Annotated in this window: 20 protein-coding genes and 1 pseudogene; 11 read left to right on the top strand and 10 right to left on the bottom strand. The window is 73.6% G+C overall.

All coding sequences use genetic code 11. The features are described 5' to 3' along the window. Window positions 1–44 precede the first annotated feature (44 nt). Complete coding sequence (locus ACFVZH_RS22305) at window positions 45–725, bottom strand: DUF6230 family protein (protein ID WP_384899484.1); 681 nt, start codon at window positions 723–725, stop codon at window positions 45–47. A gap of 186 nt (window positions 726–911) precedes the next feature. On the opposite strand from ACFVZH_RS22305, the gene ACFVZH_RS22300 reads away from it, so the two are divergent. Beyond that, complete coding sequence (locus ACFVZH_RS22300; protein WP_384899483.1) at window positions 912–1511, top strand: TetR family transcriptional regulator; 600 nt, start codon at window positions 912–914, stop codon at window positions 1509–1511. Between the two features lie 59 nt (window positions 1512–1570). On the opposite strand, the gene lepB is transcribed toward ACFVZH_RS22300, so the two are convergent. Together lepB and ACFVZH_RS22290 are read right to left on the bottom strand one after the other, a co-directional pair. Next, window positions 1571–2179: a signal peptidase I gene (gene lepB / locus ACFVZH_RS22295; protein ID WP_384899481.1), complete on the bottom strand. Its 609-nt coding sequence runs from the start codon at window positions 2177–2179 to the stop codon at window positions 1571–1573. 103 nt (window positions 2180–2282) lie between these two features. Beyond that, window positions 2283–3425, bottom strand: coding sequence for an AraC family transcriptional regulator (locus tag ACFVZH_RS22290; protein ID WP_384899479.1), 1143 nt, complete (start codon window positions 3423–3425; stop codon window positions 2283–2285). Between the two features lie 197 nt (window positions 3426–3622). Here ACFVZH_RS22290 and ACFVZH_RS22285 point away from each other — a divergent pair, with 197 nt between their 5' ends. Next, the gene (locus ACFVZH_RS22285; RefSeq protein WP_384899477.1) at window positions 3623–4027 is read left to right on the top strand and encodes a Rieske (2Fe-2S) protein; all 405 of its coding nucleotides are present in this window, start codon (window positions 3623–3625) and stop codon (window positions 4025–4027) included. Here the strand turns inward: ACFVZH_RS22285 and ACFVZH_RS22280 are convergent. Then, window positions 4014–4694: a cysteine hydrolase gene (locus ACFVZH_RS22280; RefSeq protein ID WP_384899475.1), complete on the bottom strand. Its 681-nt coding sequence runs from the start codon at window positions 4692–4694 to the stop codon at window positions 4014–4016. The genes ACFVZH_RS22285 and ACFVZH_RS22280 overlap by 14 nt on opposite strands. 76 nt (window positions 4695–4770) lie before the next feature. Between ACFVZH_RS22280 and ACFVZH_RS22275 the strand changes: the two genes are divergently transcribed. Next, window positions 4771–5229, top strand: a complete 459-nt coding sequence (locus tag ACFVZH_RS22275; RefSeq protein WP_384899473.1) for a pyridoxamine 5'-phosphate oxidase family protein — start codon at window positions 4771–4773, stop codon at window positions 5227–5229. Between the two features lie 127 nt (window positions 5230–5356). Here the strand turns inward: ACFVZH_RS22275 and ACFVZH_RS22270 are convergent, their stop codons facing one another. Further along, window positions 5357–6259, bottom strand: a complete 903-nt coding sequence (locus tag ACFVZH_RS22270) for a LysR family transcriptional regulator (protein WP_384899471.1) — start codon at window positions 6257–6259, stop codon at window positions 5357–5359. 73 nt (window positions 6260–6332) lie between these two features. Here ACFVZH_RS22270 and ACFVZH_RS22265 point away from each other — a divergent pair, with 73 nt between their 5' ends. Further along, on the top strand, window positions 6333–7418 hold the full coding sequence (locus tag ACFVZH_RS22265; RefSeq protein ID WP_384899469.1) for a DMT family transporter: 1086 nt from the start codon (window positions 6333–6335) through the stop codon (window positions 7416–7418). A 695-nt stretch (window positions 7419–8113) separates the two neighbouring features. On the opposite strand, the gene ACFVZH_RS22260 is transcribed toward ACFVZH_RS22265, so the two are convergent. After that, window positions 8114–9448 carry an aminotransferase class I/II-fold pyridoxal phosphate-dependent enzyme gene (locus ACFVZH_RS22260; protein ID WP_384899468.1) on the bottom strand — a complete coding sequence of 445 codons (1335 nt, stop codon included), beginning with the start codon at window positions 9446–9448 and terminating at the stop codon, window positions 8114–8116. Between the two features lie 35 nt (window positions 9449–9483). Here ACFVZH_RS22260 and ACFVZH_RS22255 point away from each other — a divergent pair, with 35 nt between their 5' ends. Then, entirely contained in the window at window positions 9484–10155 is a 672-nt protein-coding gene (locus ACFVZH_RS22255) for a pyridoxamine 5'-phosphate oxidase family protein (protein WP_384899466.1), read from the top strand. Between the two features lie 17 nt (window positions 10156–10172). Then, window positions 10173–10817, top strand: a complete 645-nt coding sequence (locus ACFVZH_RS22250) for an FMN-binding negative transcriptional regulator (protein WP_384899464.1) — start codon at window positions 10173–10175, stop codon at window positions 10815–10817. Between the two features lie 161 nt (window positions 10818–10978). On the opposite strand, the gene ACFVZH_RS22245 is transcribed toward ACFVZH_RS22250, so the two are convergent. From ACFVZH_RS22245 to ACFVZH_RS22235, 3 genes and pseudogenes are all read right to left on the bottom strand, one after another. Further along, window positions 10979–11947, bottom strand: a complete 969-nt coding sequence (locus tag ACFVZH_RS22245) for a DMT family transporter (RefSeq protein WP_384899462.1) — start codon at window positions 11945–11947, stop codon at window positions 10979–10981. A 178-nt stretch (window positions 11948–12125) separates the two neighbouring features. Continuing rightward, entirely contained in the window at window positions 12126–13229 is a 1104-nt protein-coding gene (locus tag ACFVZH_RS22240; protein WP_384899460.1) for a DMT family transporter, read from the bottom strand. Window positions 13230–13633: 404 nt separating this feature from the next. Then, window positions 13634–14173 (bottom strand): annotated as a pseudogene (locus ACFVZH_RS22235) (Clp protease N-terminal domain-containing protein); the annotation flags it as partial. Window positions 14174–14392: 219 nt separating this feature from the next. On the opposite strand from ACFVZH_RS22235, the gene ACFVZH_RS22230 reads away from it, so the two are divergent. Together ACFVZH_RS22230 and ACFVZH_RS22225 are read left to right on the top strand one after the other, a co-directional pair. Beyond that, complete coding sequence (locus ACFVZH_RS22230; protein ID WP_017241517.1) at window positions 14393–14617, top strand: hypothetical protein; 225 nt, start codon at window positions 14393–14395, stop codon at window positions 14615–14617. Between the two features lie 69 nt (window positions 14618–14686). Continuing rightward, window positions 14687–15115 (top strand): SRPBCC family protein, encoded by a 429-nt coding sequence (locus tag ACFVZH_RS22225; protein WP_384899458.1) that lies wholly within the window; start codon window positions 14687–14689, stop codon window positions 15113–15115. Between the two features lie 125 nt (window positions 15116–15240). Here the strand turns inward: ACFVZH_RS22225 and ACFVZH_RS22220 are convergent, their stop codons facing one another. After that, window positions 15241–15861, bottom strand: coding sequence for a PadR family transcriptional regulator (locus ACFVZH_RS22220; RefSeq protein ID WP_384899456.1), 621 nt, complete (start codon window positions 15859–15861; stop codon window positions 15241–15243). 402 nt (window positions 15862–16263) lie between these two features. Here ACFVZH_RS22220 and ACFVZH_RS22215 point away from each other — a divergent pair, with 402 nt between their 5' ends. The 3 genes from ACFVZH_RS22215 to ACFVZH_RS22205 all read left to right on the top strand — a co-directional run. Continuing rightward, entirely contained in the window at window positions 16264–16779 is a 516-nt protein-coding gene (locus ACFVZH_RS22215) for a hypothetical protein (protein ID WP_384899454.1), read from the top strand. Window positions 16780–16865: 86 nt separating this feature from the next. Next, window positions 16866–17711, top strand: a complete 846-nt coding sequence (locus tag ACFVZH_RS22210) for a DUF4097 domain-containing protein (RefSeq protein WP_384899452.1) — start codon at window positions 16866–16868, stop codon at window positions 17709–17711. 81 nt (window positions 17712–17792) lie between these two features. Then, window positions 17793–18127 (top strand): ATP-binding cassette domain-containing protein (locus ACFVZH_RS22205; RefSeq protein ID WP_384899450.1); only part of this gene is annotated, 335 nt, incomplete at its 3' end.

The following is an 18127-nucleotide window of genomic DNA, read 5'->3' as shown; positions in this document are numbered from 1 at the left end:
TTGCGCGGGGGCCCGGCCCGTGAGGGCGGTGGAGCGGGTGCGGGTCAGCAGCCCTTGTCGCCGTGGGCGATGCCGATGGCGAGGTCGGGCAGGGTGATCGCGCCGGAGATCGTGGCGCCGTTGGCGTCGGCGTCGAGGTTCTTGATGTCCGTGCGGCCGCCGGTGGCGTCCAGGCCGAACTGGCCCGGGGTGCCGTCGTTGATGCCGGTGCCCTTGATCCCGGAGCCGTCGGCGGCGGCGCCGATGACGTTCGGGGTGGTGTCGCTCGCGTTGAGCGTGGCCGTGGCCGCCTTCAGCGACTGGGCGTCCAGGACGAGCTTGTTGGCCTGGAGTCCGGCACCGGCGACGAGCTGGTCGCTGGTGAGCGGGGTCGCCGCGGCGGGTGAGGAGATGTTGAGCGACCAGGTGCCGAGGCTGCCGATGACCGGGAGGTTGACGGACTGGACGGCGTGGACGCAGATGCCGTCGAGCCCCGCCTTGGCGATGCCGACCTCGGCGGCGCCCTTGGCCCCGCCGGCGTCGATGGTGTGCATGACCGCGCCGATGCCCTGGGGCGCGGCGACGGTCTTCGAGCTGAGGGTGAAGGGGACGCTCGTCAGCGAGAGGTTCGCGGCGAGCGCGCCCTGGACCATCGCCGTGGCCATCGCGGCGACGGCCACGGTCGCGGGCAGGGCCAGGAACGTCGATCTGCGCCAGCGGGTGACGCCTCTGGTCTCGTTCTGCATGTGATCTCCAACCGTCGTCCCGCACCAGGCGCGGTGGGGAGGTGAGCGCAGCCGTGCGTCCCGCGGCCGGATGGTCGGAGACGAATGACACTCTGCGGCTGCCTGTTCGAGAATTGGACACTCTTAGAAGGAGTGTCAACACTTCGGACAATCCTGGGAAGAATTCCGCTGGACTAGGCTTGGCCGATGCCACGGTTCAGGGAGACGGTCCGGACACTGCTGCGCGAGCGGCTGCTGGACGCCGCGTACGAGGCGGTCGCGGACCGCGGCTTCGACAAGCTGCGCATGGCGCACCTGGCCGGCGCGGTCGGCGTCAGCCGTCAGACGCTGTACTCCGAGTTCCCGTCCAAGGAGGCGGTCGGCGAGGCCCTCTTCCGGCGCGAGCTGGAGCGCTGCCTGGTCGGCATCCAGGAGGGTCTGGACGCGCACCGGGACGACCTGCGCGCGGCCGTCGAGGCGGCCGTCGGCTTCACGCTCACGCTGGCCGGCCGCAATCCGCTGATCAAGGCGATGCTGACCAGCACCGGCGAGGACGGGCTCCTCTCCTACCTGACGACGCGCTCGGCGGCGGCGTTCGCCACGGCGACGGCGATGGCCGACGCCTACGTCACCGAGGCATGGCCGACCGTCGACCCGGTGGCACGCGAACTGGCCGTGGACGCGGCGGTCCGGCTGACCGCCAGTCACATCGTCCAGGCCGGCCCCTCCCCGGAGGAGTCGGCCCGCCGCATCGCGGACACCGTGGTCCGGGTCGCCCTGAGCACCGGCCGCGAGAAGATCCCCTAGGTACTGTCCCGTCGATCACGCCGCAAGCCCGGCCTGACCGGCGAGACGCCCCCTCACCCCTACGGGCTCGGCCCCCGGTACTCCTCCAGGACCGGCCGATTGCCGATCTCCCGCGCCGAGCCGACGGGGAAGGCGCGCAGCCCGACCCTGCCCTCGACACGGCCGAGGTCGCCCCAGCCGTAGGCCCGCGAGTCGTCCGACAGGTCGGGGTTGTCACCCAGGTAGAAGAACGCGCCGTCGGGCACGGTCCGCAGCCCGGGCCGCGTCGACCGGGTGCCGTCCGGCGCGCAGCAGGCGCCGGTCCGGCGGGCCTGCGCGGTCCACTGCGGCGCCACCACCCGGTACACCGGACCCCGTCCGCCCTCCTGGAGGAGGACCTGGAAGGGCTCCTCGGGCGTGGAGACGACGGCGACACGGTCGCCGGGCAGGCCGATCACCCGTTTGACCAGCAGGGCGTCCTTCCCGGTGGCCCGCAGCAGCACCACGTCGAACCGGTGGGCCTCGCCCGCCGATCCGGGAGCGACGAGGATCCGGTCACCCTGGTGGAGCGTGGGGGACATGCTGGTGCCCTCGACCCGGACGCCGAGGGCCGTCACGGCCACGCCGGCGACAAGGCAGAGCAGGACCGCGGTCCCGAGGACGGCGCCGGCCGCCCGGCGCGGGTTCACCGGAGGCGGAGGGGATCCGGGGCCCGCACGGCGCCGGACCGGTCGATTTCGGTCATGGCGGGACGGTAGGCCCGGTAGCGGGCGGCGGCTGTGACCGTACCGCTCAGGGTTGTTGACCCCGCGACCGGGCCGCGTCGGCCTGCGGGCCGTGGGCATCGCCGGCCTGTCGACCGTACGTACCGTCGACCTGCCGGCCGTGACCGTCGACGTCCGCCGCCGCCCGGGGCCGGACCCGGTACGCACGGGGCGTCTCGCCCGTCCAGCGCCGGAACGCCCGGTGGAACGCGCTGGGTTCGGAGAACCCGAGCTGCCGCGAGAGCCGCTCGATGGAGACCCGGCCGCCGGCCAGTTCGGCGATGGCGTGGTCCCGCCGCACCTGGTCGCGGAGCCGCTGGTACGTCGTCCCCTCGGCGGCCAGCTGACGGCGCAGGGTCTGCGGGCTGACGGCCAGCCGTTCGGCGAGCTGTTCGGGCGTCGGCACCGGCCCGGCGGGCAGGGCCCGTCCGATCAGATGCCGCACCCTGCCCGTCGCCGTACTGCCGTGGTCGGCGCGGACGAGCACGTCGACCGGGGCGCGGCGCAGGAACGTCTCGAGCGCCGCGGCGTCGCGCAGGACGGGTTCGTCGAGGTCCGCCCGGTCGAAGACGACGGCGGTGCGGCCGGCGCCGAAGACGCACGGCGCGCCGAACAGGAGGGCGTACTCGCGGGCATGGCGGGGCGCGGGGTGGACGAACTCGACCCGCCGCAGACCGATCCGCCGCCGGATGAGCCAGCCTGCGAACCGGTCCGCGACGAGCACGGTGGACTCCGCGCCGAAGTGGAGCGGGTCGTCGTACGCGGAGACGTCGAACTCCATGCGGGCCTCGTCGGGTTCGCCGACGCCGCCCGCTCCGGGCTCCGTCAGCCGGAAGCGCGGCCCGGCGGGGAAGAGGGAGTAGAACGTCTGGCAGCGCCGCAGCGCCTCGCGCAGGTCCCGGCTGCCGTGCACCGCGACGTGGGCCATCATCGCGAACGTGCCGACCTTGCTGGGCGCCCCGCCGAAGCCGATCAACTCGTCGTCCAGGGTGGCCCACAGCATCCTGAGGAGCCGGCCGAACTGTTCGGCCGACACGCGCGCGCGGGGTTCGTCGACGAGCGCGGGCGGGAGTCCGGCCCGTGCGAGCAGGGACCGCACGGCCACCCCGCGCCGCTCCGCGCCCAGGAGCACGGCCCGTACGTGATGGGCGCTGACCGAGTGCGTCGGCATGCGCGGGCCCCCGTTCCGGCGATGTCGGGCAGCCCCGGACCCACCGGAGCTGGACACTTTCATCGAAGGATGTCCAAGTTCCGACACTCTACTGCGAACTGTAAGGCGGCCGAAGACGCCATCCTGTGAACGGGACACAGCTCACAGCCGTACCGTCGGGTGCCGACAGCAATGCACCGAGGGAAGAGGGGCAGTACATGAGCGGAGTGGCACGCCGGACGGTGGTCGCGGCGGCGGGCAGCGCGGGCCTGGCGGCGGCGCTCGCCGCCTGCGGGGGCGGCGCGGACGACAAGGCGGCGGACGCGGCACCGAAGGACGTCACCCTCGCCCGGACCGGGGACATCCCGGTGGGCGGCGGGAAGATCCTCGCCGACCAGGGGCTGGTGATCACCCAGCCGAAGGCCGGCGAGTTCAAGGCGTTCTCCTCGAAGTGCACGCACGCGGGGTGCGCCGTGAGCAGCATCAAGGACGGCGCCATCGTCTGCCCGTGCCACCAGAGCCACTTCGACGTGTCGGACGGCAGCGTGAAGTCGGGTCCCGCGACCGCTCCCCTGCCGCCGACGCCGATCCAGGTGGTGGGCGACGAGATCAGCTTCGGCTGACGGCACCTCCGGGCCGCCCGGCGCTCCCGGGGGCCTTCCAGCACTCCAGTACCTCGTCGGTCGTGGTGATCGTGGCGACCAGCGCGAGGGTGTGACGGATCATCGCGGGGGTGTAGTCGGCCGGCACCCCCGCGATGGCGTCCCCGGGCACGACCACCGTGTAGCCCTTGTTCACCGCGTCGAAGACCGCGTTGGGCACGGCCACGTTGGCGGAGACACCGGTCACGATCAGCGTCCGGCAGCCGAGGTTGCGCAGCAGCGCGTCGACGTCCGTACCGCCGAGCGGCGAGAGCCCGTGCAGGCGCCGGACCACCAGGTCCTCCTCGGCGACCTCGATCGGCTCGGCGATCCGTACCGCCGTACTGCCGCTGTGCTGCTGCACGGGCAGCCGGCCGGCGGCCCGGAACAACCGGGCGTTGGTGTTGGCCCCCCGCCCGTCCGGGCGCCGCTCCGCGACGGCGTGCATCACCTGGACATCGGCCCGGTGCGCGGCGGCCACCAGCCGGGCGACGTTCCGCAGGGCACCCGACCCACGGGCCGCGGCGGCCAGTTCGGGCAGTGCGCTCTCCGGACCGACCACTCCCTGCTGGCACTCGACGGTGAGCAGCACGACGCCGCCGTCCGGACGGATCCGCTCCCCGAGCCGTTCTGTCGAACTCTGACCCATGGTCTCCCCTTGCACGCGCACGGATGGCCCTCCATGCTTTCTGACGTCTCATCAGAAATCCAGAAGGGTGCGGACGATGACCGTCGCACAGCGCCGTGGACGCCGGATCATGATGACCCCGGCCGAGCTCGACTCCTTCCTCGCCGAACAGCGCACCTGCCGCGTCGCCACCGTCTCCGCCGACGGCCGCCCGCACGTCAGCGCGCTCTGGTTCGCCTGGGACGGCTCCTCACTCTGGCTGTACTCCGTGACCCGCAGCCGCCGCTGGGCGGAACTGCGCGCCGACCCCAGGATCGCCGTCGTGATCGACGACGGCGAGGAATACGGCGACCTCCGCGGCGTCGAACTGTCCGGTACGGCCGTCTTCGTCGGCGAAGCGCCCCGCACCGGCGAACTCTGCCCCGAACTCGACGCCCCCGAGCGCCTCTTCGCCGCCAAGAACTTCAACCTCCCCGACATGCCCCACGACGGCCGCCACGCCTGGCTCCGCCTGACGCCGGACGCCATCGCCTCGTGGGACTTCCGCAAGCTGTAGGGCGCGCGACGGCCGGGCCCAGGCGTCCCCCGTCAGCGCACTCACCGTGACGACCGAGCCGTCGAGCTCCCGAAGCCGGCACGGTGAGGGGCCCACCACTCACCGGGGCCCGCCCCGCCGAAGACCCTCAGCTCCCCAGCGGCTCGGCCGCCGCCCGCAGGGCTCCCACCACCGCCCGGACGGAGGGGCGGCGGCCCGCGTCGGCACGCCAGGTGGCGTAGATGTGGCGGCGCACCGGCTGCCGGACGGGAACGAAGACGACTCCGTCCGGCACCGGACGTCCGAGCCGGGGCGTGACACAGACGCCGAGCCCCGCGGCGACGAGCGCCAGCTGGGTGTGGTGCTCCCCCGCCAGGTGCCCGATGCGCGGCTCGATGCCCTGCGAGCGCAGCGTGAACATCAGCCAGTCGTGGCAGAACTCGCCCTCGGGCCAGGACACCCACTCCTCGTCGGCGAAGTCGACCAGGTCCACGGCGTCCCGCCCGGCCAGCGGGTGCCCGGCGGGCAGGGCCACGTCGGCGGTGTCGTCGAGGAGATGGGCGCGCTGGAGACCGCCCGGAACAGGCGCCCGCTTGTTGCTCCAGTCCAGGACCAGCGCCAGGTCGGCGTCTCCGCGCAGCACCGCGCGCACCCCCTGCTCGGGCTCCAGTTCCGTCGTACGGACGCGGAGCTCGGGATGGCCCTCGCGCAGGGCGGCCAGCGCGGCGGGGAAGAGCCCGCGCGCGGCCGTCGGGAACGCCGCGACCCGCACCTCGCCCACGACCTGGCCGCGCTGGGCCTCGATGTCGGCCTGGGCCAACTGCACCTGGGAGAGGATCCGGGCGGCGTGCTCGGCGAGCAGCAGCCCGGCGTCGGTGAGGCGCACGCCCCGGCCGTTCTTCGCCAGCAGCTGCTGACCGACCTCGCGCTCCAGCTTGGACAGCTGCTGGGACACGGCCGAGGTCGTGACGTGCAGCCCGTCGGCCGCGCCACTGACCGAACCGTGCCGGGCGACGGCGTCGAGGGTGCGCAGGCGCTCCAGGTTCAACATGTAAGGAATGCTAAGGGAAGGGGTCGAGAAAATCTCGCTTGTCCTAAGAGATGAGCCCCGTCACCCTGAGTGCATGAGCCCCGCAGCCCCGCCCTCCCCGCCGTCCGCCCCGCCCGTCACCTCACGTCTGCTCGACTGGCGCGTCCGCTTCGGCGCACTGGCACTGATCTGGGGCTTCAGCTTCCTCTTCATCAAGGTCGGCACGGAGGGCTTCGCGCCCTTCCAGGTCACCTTCGGACGGCTCCTGTTCGGTACGGTCGTGCTCGCTGTCGCCCTCGTCGTGAAGCGCGACCGCCTCCCGCGCGGCGCCCGCGTCTGGGGCCACCTCACCGTCGCGGCCTTCCTCCTCAACGCACTGCCGTTCTCCCTCTTCGCGTACGCGGAACTGACGATCCCCTCGACCCTGGCGGGCATCTGCAACGCGACGACCCCGCTCTGGGGCATGCTGCTCTCGCTCGTCGCCCTCTCCGAGGACCGCCCGACCCGCGTCCGCGCCGCCGGCCTGGGCATCGGCTTCATGGGCGTACTCACCGTCCTGGGCGCCTGGCAGGGCTTCTCCGGCCTCGACGTCACCGGCACCGTGCTCGCCCTCCTCGCCTCCTTCAGCTACGCGGTCGGCTGGATCTACGTCCGCCGCACACTCGCCGACACCGGCGTCTCCCACCTCTCCCTGGCCGGCTCCCAGGTGGGCCTCGCCACGCTCCAACTCGCCGTGGTCACCCCCCTGTTCACCTCGGTCCCGACGTCGGTCGAGATCCTCCCGCTCCTCGCCGTCATCGCACTCGGCGCGCTCGGCACGGGGTACGCGATGCTGCTCCAGTACGGCGTCGTCGCCGAGGTCGGCCCCACCACCGCCTCCATGGTCACGTACTTCATCCCCGTCATCGCCACCACCGCGGGCGTCGCCCTCCTCGACGAACACCTCACCTGGAACACCCCCGTCGGCGCCCTCGTCGTCCTCGCCGGCGCCGCCCTCACCCAAACCCGCACCTCCCACCGCACCCCCACCCCCACCACCCCCATCACCTCCCACCCCACCCCCGCAGCAACCCACCCCACCGCAAACACCGCTCCGGACCCCACCCCCGCCCCAACCACCAGCACCCCCACGCCAGGGGCCACCACCCCCCACCCCCTCGCAACCAACCGCCCCACCTGAGCGAGCCCCCCGCCCGCGCCGCCCAGGCCGCAGCCCCGCCGCGCCCGGCCGAGCCGCCGAGCCGCCGAGCCGCCGAGCCGCCGAGCCGCCGAGCCGCCGAGCCGCCGAGCCGCCGCAGAGTCCACCCCACGAACCCGTCGCGCCCACGCCGTCGCCTGCGCAGCGCCCACACCCCACCGACCCCCTCACACCCACCCGCCCCGCCGAGCCGGCGCCCCGACCCCGCTGCGCCCCCTGCCCAGCCCACCTCGTTGTGCCCTCTGCCCGCCGGGCCCGTGCAGCCCACCTCGTTGCCCCCTGCCCGGCCGGCGCAGCCCACTCCGTTAAAGCCCCCGCTCGCCGGGCCACTCCGCCCTGCCGGACCGGGCCGGTGTGGCCGCCACCCGGCCCACCCCCGTTGTGGGCAATCGTTCCGCTGGGGCGGAACGGGTGGGCACAACGGAACGGCGCCCCTTGCCGGGCCTAGGCTTCCGCGCCCGAACCCGCACCGACAGCACGGCACCGTACGGGTGCGAGCCCAGGAACAAGGGGCGGAGGCGCTGCCAAGGGCGCCGTCCCGTGGGCGCGGGCTCCGCACGCGGGGGTTCCGCACGCGGGGGCCCTGCAAGCACGGACCCAGCAAGCGCGGACCCACGCAAAGGCACCGAAAGCGGACGCCCCGCCGACAAGCCCTCCGCACCCGCACCCCGCACCGCTCACCCAAAGCTCCGCGCCGGCACCGCCCGAGCCGCTCGGGCAACGGCTTCGGCCAGGGGTTCGATGTCGGGGGTGGCGAGGCCGGAGACGGTGAGCCGGACGGCCGGCCCCGCGTGCATGCGGAAGCGCGCGCCGGGCGCGACGGCCCATCCGTCGGCGATGAGCCGGGCCACGGCGCTGGTTTCGTCGGCGACCGGCACCCAGATGTTCATGCCGCTGCGCCCGTGGGCGGGGACGCCGCGGCGGGCGAGGGCGCGGACGAGGCCGTCTCGGCGGTTCCCGTAGGAGCGGGCGACGGTGGCGGGGTCGACGGCTTGGGTGGCCCAGAGGTGGGCGACGGTCCGTTGGAGGAGGTGGCTGACCCAGCCGGGTCCGAGTTGTTGCCGCCCGAGGACGCGGTCGACGGTCTCGGCGTCGCCGGTGAAGGCGGCGATGCGCAGGTCGGGGCCGTATGCCTTGGCGACGGAGCGGACGAGTACCCAGTGGTCGGTGACGCCGGCGAGGGGGTGGAGGGGTTGGGCGACGATGCCGTGCCCGTGGTCGTCTTCGACGAGGAGGACGTCGGGGTGGCGGGCGAGGACGCGGCGGAGGTCCCGTGCCCGGTCCGCGGTGACGCATGCCCCGGTCGGGTTCTGTGCCCGGTCGGTGACGATGACGGCGCGGGCCCCGTCGTGGCGGACGGCGCGCTCGACTTCTTCGGGGAGCGGGCCCTCGTCGTCGACGGCGATCGGGACGGGGCGCAGGCCGAGGGCGGGCACGAGGTCGAGGAGGCTGCCCCAGCCCGGGTCTTCGACGGCGACGGCGTCGCCGGGTCGGAGACGGGCGGCGAGGACTCGTTCGACGGCGTCGAGGGAGCCGGAGGCGACGCCGACGGGGCCGTCGGGCACGCCGTCGGCGTCGAAGGCGGCGCGCGCCAGTTGTGCGAACTCCTCGTCGACCGGGGCTTCTCCGTACAGTCCCGGCTGTTCGGCGTACCGGCGTGCGACCTCGGCGAGGGCTTCGCCGAGCGGCGGCAGCAGGGCGGGGTCGGGGCTTCCGTTGCTGACGTCCCGCACGCCGATGGGGGCTTCGACCCGGATCGAGCCGCGCGCGGTCGTGGCGGGTCGCGGCCGCACGCGGCTGCCGCGCCGCCCGTCCGTCTCGATGACCCCGCGTTCGCGGAGGGTGCGGTAGGCGGCGGCGACGGTGTTCGGGTTGACCCCGAGGGTCAGCGCCAGTTCTCGCATGGGTGGGAGGAGTTGGCCGGGCTCCAGGGCGCCGGTGCCGACTCCGCGCTCGACGCTGGCGGCGATGTCCGATGCGCGACGACCTTCGATCCGATACTCTCCTAGCACAAAAGAGATTATGCACTAGTGCAATGGAGTACGCAATGACCGCCGCCGCCGAGACCTACGCGCCCACCGACCGGACCGTGCCCACCCGCTCCCGGGAGCGGGCCTCGTACGACAAGGCCCTGGTCCACTCGATACTCGACGAGGCGTACGTCTGCCACCTCGGCTTCGTCCGCGACGGAGCACCGGTCGTCCTCCCCACGCTCTACGGCCGGGTCGGCGACCGGCTCTACGTCCACGGCTCGACCGGCTCGCGCCCGCTGCGCGCCACGGGCGACGGCGTGACCGCCCCGGGGCTGCCCGTCTGCCTCACCGTGACTCATGTCGACGGCCTCGTCCTGGCCCGTTCCGCGTTCCACCACTCGCTCAACTACCGATCGGTCGTCGTCCACGGCACCGCTCACCAGGTGACCGACCCGGAGGAGCTGCGCACCGCCCTCGACGCCCTCGTCGACCACGTCGTCCCGGGCCGCTCCGCCGACTCGCGCCCCGCGAACGCCAAGGAGCTCGCCGCCACCGCCGTGATCCGGATCGACCTGGACGAGGTCTCGGCGAAGGTCCGCACCGGCGGCCCGAACGACGACGCCGAGGACCTCGGCCTCCCCTACTGGTCGGGCGTGGTCCCCGTCCGCGTCGGCTACGGCGCACCGGTCCCGTCCGACGACCTGGACCCGGCCGTCGCCCTGCCCGACTACCTCGCCGCGCTCTGAGGACGGACGGACCGACGATGCTGATCCATCCCTGGGACGCCGCTCACGACGACGGCGAGTGGCGCGAGTGGCTCTCCCGCCACGACTTCGGCCAGCTGGCCGTCAACGGACTGCCCGGCGAGCCGCCGTGGGTCCAGCCGATGCACTTCCGGTACGACGCCGAGCCCGGCCCGTACGGCCGGGCGCTGGCCCACCTCGCCCGCCCCAACCCGCTGTGGCGCGCCCTGGAGGCCGACCCGGTGGTGCTGCTGAGCGTGGTCGACGACTACGTCTTCGTGCCGGGCCCGTGGACGGCCCCCGCGGGCACCCCGGCCGAGCACGGCACCCCCACCTCGTACTACGCGGCGGTCCAACTGCGCTGCACGGCCCGCGTGGTCGACGACCCGGCGGAGAAGGCCGAGCTCCTCAACCTCCAGGTCGCCCATTTCCAGCCGGACGGCGGCACCGCGCCCGCCACCCCCGGCGAGGCGCCGTTCGGCCGCATGCTCCCGGGCATCCGGGTGCTGAGCCTGGAGGTGACCGAGGTCCGGGCCAAGTTCAAGTACGCGGGCAACAAGCCGCAGGACGTCCAGGACCGCGTGTCGGGCCGTCTCGCCGAGCGCGCCGGCCCGGGCGACCCGGCCGCCCGCGCCCACCAGCTCCGCCGCCGCACCACCGGCTGACGCCGCCGGGGGGCCCGCCGCACCTCGGCCGGCCCCCGGCGGCGGCGACCGGGGCCGGGCACGTACACGACAGGAACGGGGGGCGGGCCCCGAAAAGGCCGCGCCCCTTGCCGTATCCGTACGACCGCCATATCCGTACGGGCACGACCGCCGTACCCGTACTAGACGGCCACGGGCTCCTCCCTCCGACGCTCCTCCACCGCCGTCCTGGCCTCCGCGAACGCGAGGCCGGTGACGGCGGCGAGCAGCAGCAGGGTCCCGAGGACGATCGCGGCGGTGAGCTGCTCGCCGAGCAGCGAGACCGCGATCAGGGCCGCGCTCACCGGCTCCAGGAGCATGATCACGGACACGGTGGCGGCCCGGACGACGGCCGCCCCGGCGAAGTAGAGCGCGTACGCCAGCGCGGTGGGCACCGCGGCCACGTAGACCAGCAGGAGCACCACGCTCACGGGTGCGGCGGTGTGCGGTACGAGCCCCTCGGCGAGCGCGGCCGGCAGCAGTCCGACGGCTCCGATGGCGAAGGCCCAGGTGGTCGTCGCCAGGGCGTCCGTACCGCCGCCGTCGCGGCCGAACCGGCGGGTGAGCAGCGTGATCGCCGCGTATCCGGCCGCCGAGACGACCGCGAGGACCACGCCCAGCGGCCGGACCTCCGCCGCCCCGCCGCCCAGGACCAGCACGGCGAGCCCGGCCAGCGCCCCGGTGACGGCGGCGATCCCGCCCCGGCCGAGGCGCTCCCCCATGGTGAGACGGGCGCCGACCGCGATGAGGACGGGGCCGGCGCCGAGGGTGACGACGGTGCCGACCGCGAGTCCCGTGGCCTGGACGGCAGCGAAGTAGGCGCTCTGGAAGATCGTGAGCCCGATCCCCGTGGCGAGGATGCGCACTGTCTTGCGGCGGCGCGGTTCCGACGCCGTACGAGCGGCGGCGCGCCGCGGCCGCAGCGCCAGTGCGCCGAGCAGCAGGACGAGGCCGCCGACGCAGCGCCAGAACGAGAGGGCCAGTGGGCCCATGTCACTGGTCCGGAAGATCAGTGAGGCGGCGGCACCGGCCGTGCCCCAGGCGATCCCGGCGACGATGAGGTAGAGCAGGCTCCGCCCGACGGACAGGGCGGATCCCGAGGAGTTCGACACGTGACTTCTCCGTGGAAGACAGGAGGGAAAGGTGGTCGCTGGGCTCCGCGCGCGGGCAGCGACGAACCGCTCGGGGGCGAGAGGCCGCCCGGCCGAGCCCGGTCTTCGTCGAGGAGAAGGTCTCCGCGCGCGTCAGGCGGCGGGAGGCGGAAGCACGGTCGAATGCATGATCGGCACCCTACGGGGCGGTCCGGCCGGCGGACAACTCGCTGTCCCGCCCGGCCACGACCTCACCGGCCGCGGCACCGGCGCCCGTCTCGGAACCGGCCTCCGTCGAACCGGCGGGCGGCACCGAACCGGCTGCCTCCGCGGAAGCCACCGGCACCGCACCGGCCGCCGCCGGGCCGGAGCCCGCCACCGGACCGGCCGCGGGCGCCTTCGGCGTGGACGACTGCGCGATGAAGGCGCCGACGAGCACCACGGCACCGCCGATGATCTGCGGCGCGTCGAGGTGTTCGCCGAGCAGGACCCAGGCCAGGACGGTCGCGATGACCGCTTCCAGACAGGCCACGACGCCCGCCACCTGCGGGGAGAGCTTGCGCACCGAGATCACGCCGGTGACGTACGCGAGGACGGTGGCGATCAGCACGATCCAGCCGAGCAGCAGCCACGCGGGCACGCTGCTGCCGTCCATGTCGGCGTGACCGCCGAGGAGCGCCCAGTCCATGTTCCACGGGCGGGCCACGACCGTGAGGACGAGCGCGCCGATGAGCAGTCCGTACGCGATGACACCGAGGGGGTCGGCCTGCTCGGCCTCGTCGGAGCCCTGGTCGGAGAGGACGAAGTAGCCGACCTGGCAGCAGGCGGCCGCGAGCGCCAGGAGCAGACCGAGCAGGTCGAAGCTCAGCCCGGACCAGATCTGGACGACGCACGCGAGGCCGCCGGCGGCGAGGATCACGCCGAGGGCGGCGGCGCGGGTCACGGGCCGGCGCTGGACGAAGCGGACCCAGCCCAGGACGAGAGCGGGCGCGAGGTACTCGATGAGCAGGGCGACGCCGACGGGGATCCGGGAGATCGAGGCGAAGTAGAAGGCTTGGACACCGGCGACGGCGAGCAGGCCGAAGCCGACGAGGAGAGCGGGTTTGCGGCGCAGGAGGTCCCGGTGGCGCCAGGCCACCGGCAGCATGACGAGCGCGGCGCCGGCGACCCGGAGCCACACCACATGGAGCGGGTCGAGTCCCGCCTCGATGAGCGGCTTCGCCGCCACACCTGAACCACCGAATGCGAAGGCCGAGGCCAGGGCTAGTCCCAGGCCGGCGCTTCTCCCCTGAGACGCGTGCATCGGGCCATCATGACAGGACGCCGTCAGGTGTGTAACCCCCGTTACACCTGTTGAGACGTCTCCTCACCGCGGGTGTCGGCGCGGGCGTCGAAACGGATGTCGGCGTCGGCGCGACCGTGGCCGTCGAGCACCCCGGAACCGGCACCACCACCGGCCCCACCGGCCCCGCTGGCCGGCACACCCTTACGCCCGTCGACCCCAGCGGCCCGTACCACCACGGACCCGTCGACCCCAGGGACCTCGACACGAGCGGCCTGCACCTCCGCGGCCTCGTCGATCCCGAGGCCCCACACACCCGCACGTCCGTCGATCCCGGCGGCGTGCGCCTCCGCCCGTCCGTCACTCCCGGCGGCCTGCCCTTCCACGCTCCCGTCGATCCCGGCAGTCGCGCGCCCGTCGATCCCGGCAGTCCGATCATCCGCGCGCCCGTCGATCCCGGCGGCCAGCGCCACCGGGTCGACTCCCGCACGTCGCAGCACCTCGGCGGCCCGGCTCTCCGGGTCGGCGGCGATGACGGCGAGGAGGTCGAGACCGCGCGCCCGTTCGTCGCCGCGCTCCGCGGCCCGCCGGAAGGCGCCCTCCAGGGCGACGGCCGCGGCGGGTGACCAGCCGGAGGCGCGGGCACCCTGGGGTGCGGCCTCGCGCACGGCGGGGAGGAGGCGCCGGGTGCCGGAGTCCTCGACCGAGCGCTGCCAGCGGAGGCCGTAGCCGATGGACCGCTGGACCAGGTAGCCGAGGACGCGGGCGAGCTGCGGACCGCCGTCGAACGCGGCGCCGGCCTCGGGGTCGGACTCGACGAGCGCGTGCAGCAGGTGCGCGGTGTCGATCTGGCGGTCACCGTCCCGGAGGGCTCTTCGGCGCGCGCCCGTCACGACCGTGGCGAGCGAGGGTGTCAGGAAGGACGTGAGCTCGGCGCGCAGGGCGACGGGCTGCCGGAGCGGCATGGGAAGCGGGACGGGACGGTGCACCCTCCCACCTCATCAGGCGGGGGCGGCTCGGGCATCACCGGGGAGAAGCATGTCCGCATCCCACCGGAGTTGGGCACGGGTGCACGGTTCCTCCTCCTTACGGATGAGATTGCGCCCGTCAGTCCCAGGGGCGCGCGCCGCCTTGCTTCGCGCCCCTCTTGCAACCACAGGCCCCGCGCCACACGTCTTCCGGTCGTGTTCTGGATGGTGGCTCTGCTTGCGCTCGACGGGCGGCAGTACGTGTACCGGGTGTACGCACCCAGGGAAGCGCTGCCGGCCGATCTGTTCTGGGCCGCGTTCCACTGCCACGAGGAGGACGGGGCTCCGCGCGCCTCCGACAGCTTCGACGCGTCCGAGATCTGGTGGATCGGCGACGGGGCGGGGCCGGCCGCCGCAGAACTGACGGTTCATCAGTATTGAATGTTCACGGCCACCCCGCTACGTTCCGCGACACCGGAACCCAGTTGGCACGCGTGAAGGGGTGGTCTCATGGCCGAAGTCAGCGCGGAGGCACGGATCGAGGCACCGGCCGGAAAGGTCTGGGCCCAGCTCACGGACTTCCCCTCGTACGGCGAGTGGAACGCCACCCACACCAACTTCCCGAACGGCGGACCGGCGGCCCTGGAGGCGGGCGCGACCTTCACCGAGAACATGAAGCTGATGGGCTTCCCGGCCGAGGTGCTCTGGACGGTCGAGGAACTGGAGTCCGAGCGGGCCTTCGCCATCAAGGGCAAGGGCCCGATGGGGGTCGTCGTCACCACCCGCTACTCACTGGAGGCGGACGGAGACGCGACGACCGTGCGGATCGACGGGGAGTTCACCGGTGCGGCGGTCTCCCTCATGGCGGGCAAGCTCAAGGATTCGGCGACGGCGGCGCTCACCGAGTCCCTGCGCAAGCTCTCGGGGCTCGTCGCCTGATCCGCACGCACGCAAGGGCCCCGCAGCGGTGTGCTGCGGGGCCCTCGCGACGCCGGAGCGCGGCCCGGCGCTCGCGCACTCTCGTACGCGCGCCGGGCCACGCCCGTCAGCGTCCCCGACGGCCGTCAGCCCTCGTCGGCCAGGATCAGATACAGCTTCTTGCGGGCTTCGTTGATGACGCCGACCGCCTTCTGGCGCTGCTCGGGGGTACCGGTCTTCCAGACCTGGCCGAACGCCTCCATCAGACCGAACCCGGCCTGCCGGATCTCGTTCACGGCCTCCCAGTCGACCCCGCGACCGGCCTCCTCCCACGGAGCCTCCGGACCTTCCTCGGCCTCGGCGCGCCCCGTGTCGGTGAGCGTGAACAGCTTCTTGCCGCCCTCGCTCGCGCTGGTGATCAGCCCCTCGTCCTCCAGCATCTGAAGGGTCGGGTAGACCGAACCGGGGCTGGGCTTCCAGGCCCCGTCACTACGCTCGCCGATCTCACGGATCATCTCGTAGCCGTGCATCGGCCGGTCCTTCAGCAGCGCCAGGATCGACGCGCGCACATCACCGCGCCGCGCCCTCCCCCGGCCGCCGCCGCGCCCGCGCCCTCCGAAGCCACCCCCGAAGGGACCACCCCCGAAGCCGGGCCCGAACGGACCGAACGCCGCCCTCCGCCCTTCGAAGTCCCCGCGCGGGCCGGGGCCGCAGCCTCCACGACCGGCTCCGTGTCCGTTTCCGCACTCGTGTCCATGTGAACGCATCGCAACGCTCCTTCCATCGGGATCCATCGTCGAACTGTCGCGATGCTTCAACGATATATCGGAACCGATCGCCGAGCAACAACCGAACGAACGACACCTCGCGACCTGGAGCGCTCGGAGCGCGGAAAGCCGCGAGGCCGGGCAAGCGGATCCGAGCCGGTCGGCCGACCTCCTCGCGAGGGGTCGCAATCGCCGCACGCCACCCCGGCGCCACGTAGCGCCACCTGGCGCCATTCGGTGCCACCAGGCGCCACCCGGCGTCACGGTCGACACAGTGGCACCACACCCGATCGAACCAACCTGCAAGCATTTTCGCAGGCCAGAGCCGTCCGCGCGGGCGATCCGCCAACAAACCGCCGCGCCCGCTTGCGCATGGCGCCACGATGGTGCCATCATGGCGTCATGGACCTCACCCCGTATGTCGACACCCTCCGCCGCGAACTCGCGGTGGCCGCCGAAGCCGGCGGCGAGGAAGCCCGTGAGCTGGCCGACAGGCTGACCGCGCCGCTGGAGTCGGCGGCGCGGCTGACGATGCTCAACGTGCTTTCGGCGGCGACGGACGAGATCACCCGCGAACTGGCCCCCGGCTCCGTCGACGTACGGCTGCGCGGACTGGACCCCGACTTCGTGGTGACGCTGCCGCCGACCGGCGGCGCCCCCGCGGAGCCCGCCGCGCCCGCCGAACCCCTCCCGGCTCCGGCTCTCGCGGAGGGAGACGAGGGCGGCACCGCCCGCGTGAACCTGCGCCTGCCGGCCCACCTCAAGGCCCGCGCCGAGGAGGCGGCGAACCGCGAGGGACTGTCGGTCAACGCCTGGCTGGTGCGCGCCGTCTCGGCCGCGGTCGACGGCGGCGCCAGGCCGCGTACGACGGAGAAGGCCCGGTCCGTCGGACAGAACTTCACGGGCTGGGTGCGCTAGAGCACGCTCCACCCGCCCGCACCACTTCACCCACACCACGTCCCACCAGCGGGGACGCCCTGAAGACCCACGAGGACGGGACAGCCATGCCTTCTTTCGACACTCCCGAACCGATCTCGGCCACGGCGCGCGTGGATGCCGGCTCCATCCAGTTCACCGCCGGCGACCGCCTCGACACCGTCGTCGAGGTCCGGCCCCGCGACCCGAAGAAGGACCAGGACGTCCGCGCGGCGGACCAGACCGAGGTGTCCTGCGCGGGCGGCGTCCTGACCATCAGGACGCCGAAGCAGCGGTACCTCGTCGGGCGTACCGGCACCGTCGACGTGACGGTCGAGCTCCCCACGGGTTCGCACGTCGACCTGACCGGCGCCTGGGCGCAGGTGCTCGGCGAGGGCCGGCTCGGCGAGGTCCGGGTGAAGACGTCGGCCGGTGACGTGCGGCTCGACACCACCGGCCCGCTGCACCTGACCGCCTCGCACGGTTCGATCACCGTGGAACGGGTCGAGGGCAAGGCCGAGATCACCACCAGCTCCGGCAGCCTGCGCGTCGGCTCCGTCGACGGCCCGGCCGTCCTGAAGAACTCGCACGGCACCACGACGATCGGCACCGCCACCGGCGACCTGCGGGTGAGCGGCGCCAACGGCGACATCGACATCGCACGCGCCGGCGGCTCCGTCGTCGCCACCACCGCCCACGGCACCCTGCGCCTCGGTGAGGTCGCCCGCGGCACGGTCCAGCTGGAGACCTCGTACGGCGCCATCGAGATCGGCATCCGGGAGGGCACCGCCGCCTGGCTCGACGTCAGCTCCGGCTCCGGCCAGGTGCGCAACACGCTCTCCGCCTCCGAGAGCCCGGCGGAGACGGAGGACACCGTCGAGGTCCGCGCCCGCACCCGCCACGGCAACATCGACATCCGCCGCGCCCGAGGCTGACGTCCGCGCCCGAGGCCGAACTCCGCCCCGCCGAATCGCCCACCCACCCCGCCCACTTCACCCCTCGAACGGGAGGGCTCCATGCCTTCGTCTGTCATGCCCACGCCCAGGCACAGCGACGGTCCGCAGTCGCCCGCCGCCGTCTCCGCCGTCGGTCTGCGCAAGTCCTACGGCGACAAGACCGTCCTGGACGGCATCGATCTGCGGATCCCGGCCGGATCGGTCTTCGCCCTGCTCGGGCCGAACGGCGCCGGCAAGACCACCGCCGTGAAGATCCTCTCCACCCTGATCACCGCCGACGGCGGCGAGGCCCAGGTCGCCGGTCACGACCTCGCCGCCGAGCCGCAGAAGGTCCGCGCCGCGATCGGCGTCACCGGCCAGTTCTCCGCCGTCGACGGCCTGATCACCGGCGAGGA

The sequence above is a fragment of the Streptomyces sp. NPDC059534 genome (assembly GCF_042743475.1).
GTDB lineage: Bacteria > Actinomycetota > Actinomycetes > Streptomycetales > Streptomycetaceae > Streptomyces.
The sequence above is the reverse complement of the archived record's forward strand: the minus strand, read 5'-3'. Positions and strand labels throughout refer to the sequence as shown.

What these genes read in the sequence shown, in the direction of transcription:
- ACFVZH_RS22305 (WP_384899484.1), bottom strand. Translation starts at nt 725, where the DNA reads ATGCAGAACGAGACCAGAGGCGTCACCCGCTGGCGCAGATCGACGTTC.
- ACFVZH_RS22300 (WP_384899483.1), top strand. Translation starts at nt 912, where the DNA reads ATGCCACGGTTCAGGGAGACGGTCCGGACACTGCTGCGCGAGCGGCTG.
- ACFVZH_RS22290 (WP_384899479.1), bottom strand. Translation starts at nt 3,425, where the DNA reads ATGCCGACGCACTCGGTCAGCGCCCATCACGTACGGGCCGTGCTCCTG.
- ACFVZH_RS22285 (WP_384899477.1), top strand. Translation starts at nt 3,623, where the DNA reads ATGAGCGGAGTGGCACGCCGGACGGTGGTCGCGGCGGCGGGCAGCGCG.
- ACFVZH_RS22280 (WP_384899475.1), bottom strand. Translation starts at nt 4,694, where the DNA reads ATGGGTCAGAGTTCGACAGAACGGCTCGGGGAGCGGATCCGTCCGGAC.
- ACFVZH_RS22275 (WP_384899473.1), top strand. Translation starts at nt 4,771, where the DNA reads ATGACCGTCGCACAGCGCCGTGGACGCCGGATCATGATGACCCCGGCC.
- ACFVZH_RS22270 (WP_384899471.1), bottom strand. Translation starts at nt 6,259, where the DNA reads ATGTTGAACCTGGAGCGCCTGCGCACCCTCGACGCCGTCGCCCGGCAC.
- ACFVZH_RS22265 (WP_384899469.1), top strand. Translation starts at nt 6,333, where the DNA reads ATGAGCCCCGCAGCCCCGCCCTCCCCGCCGTCCGCCCCGCCCGTCACC.
- ACFVZH_RS22255 (WP_384899466.1), top strand. Translation starts at nt 9,484, where the DNA reads ATGACCGCCGCCGCCGAGACCTACGCGCCCACCGACCGGACCGTGCCC.
- ACFVZH_RS22250 (WP_384899464.1), top strand. Translation starts at nt 10,173, where the DNA reads ATGCTGATCCATCCCTGGGACGCCGCTCACGACGACGGCGAGTGGCGC.
- ACFVZH_RS22240 (WP_384899460.1), bottom strand. Translation starts at nt 13,229, where the DNA reads ATGCACGCGTCTCAGGGGAGAAGCGCCGGCCTGGGACTAGCCCTGGCC.
- ACFVZH_RS22225 (WP_384899458.1), top strand. Translation starts at nt 14,687, where the DNA reads ATGGCCGAAGTCAGCGCGGAGGCACGGATCGAGGCACCGGCCGGAAAG.
- ACFVZH_RS22220 (WP_384899456.1), bottom strand. Translation starts at nt 15,861, where the DNA reads ATGCGTTCACATGGACACGAGTGCGGAAACGGACACGGAGCCGGTCGT.
- ACFVZH_RS22215 (WP_384899454.1), top strand. Translation starts at nt 16,264, where the DNA reads ATGGACCTCACCCCGTATGTCGACACCCTCCGCCGCGAACTCGCGGTG.
- ACFVZH_RS22210 (WP_384899452.1), top strand. Translation starts at nt 16,866, where the DNA reads ATGCCTTCTTTCGACACTCCCGAACCGATCTCGGCCACGGCGCGCGTG.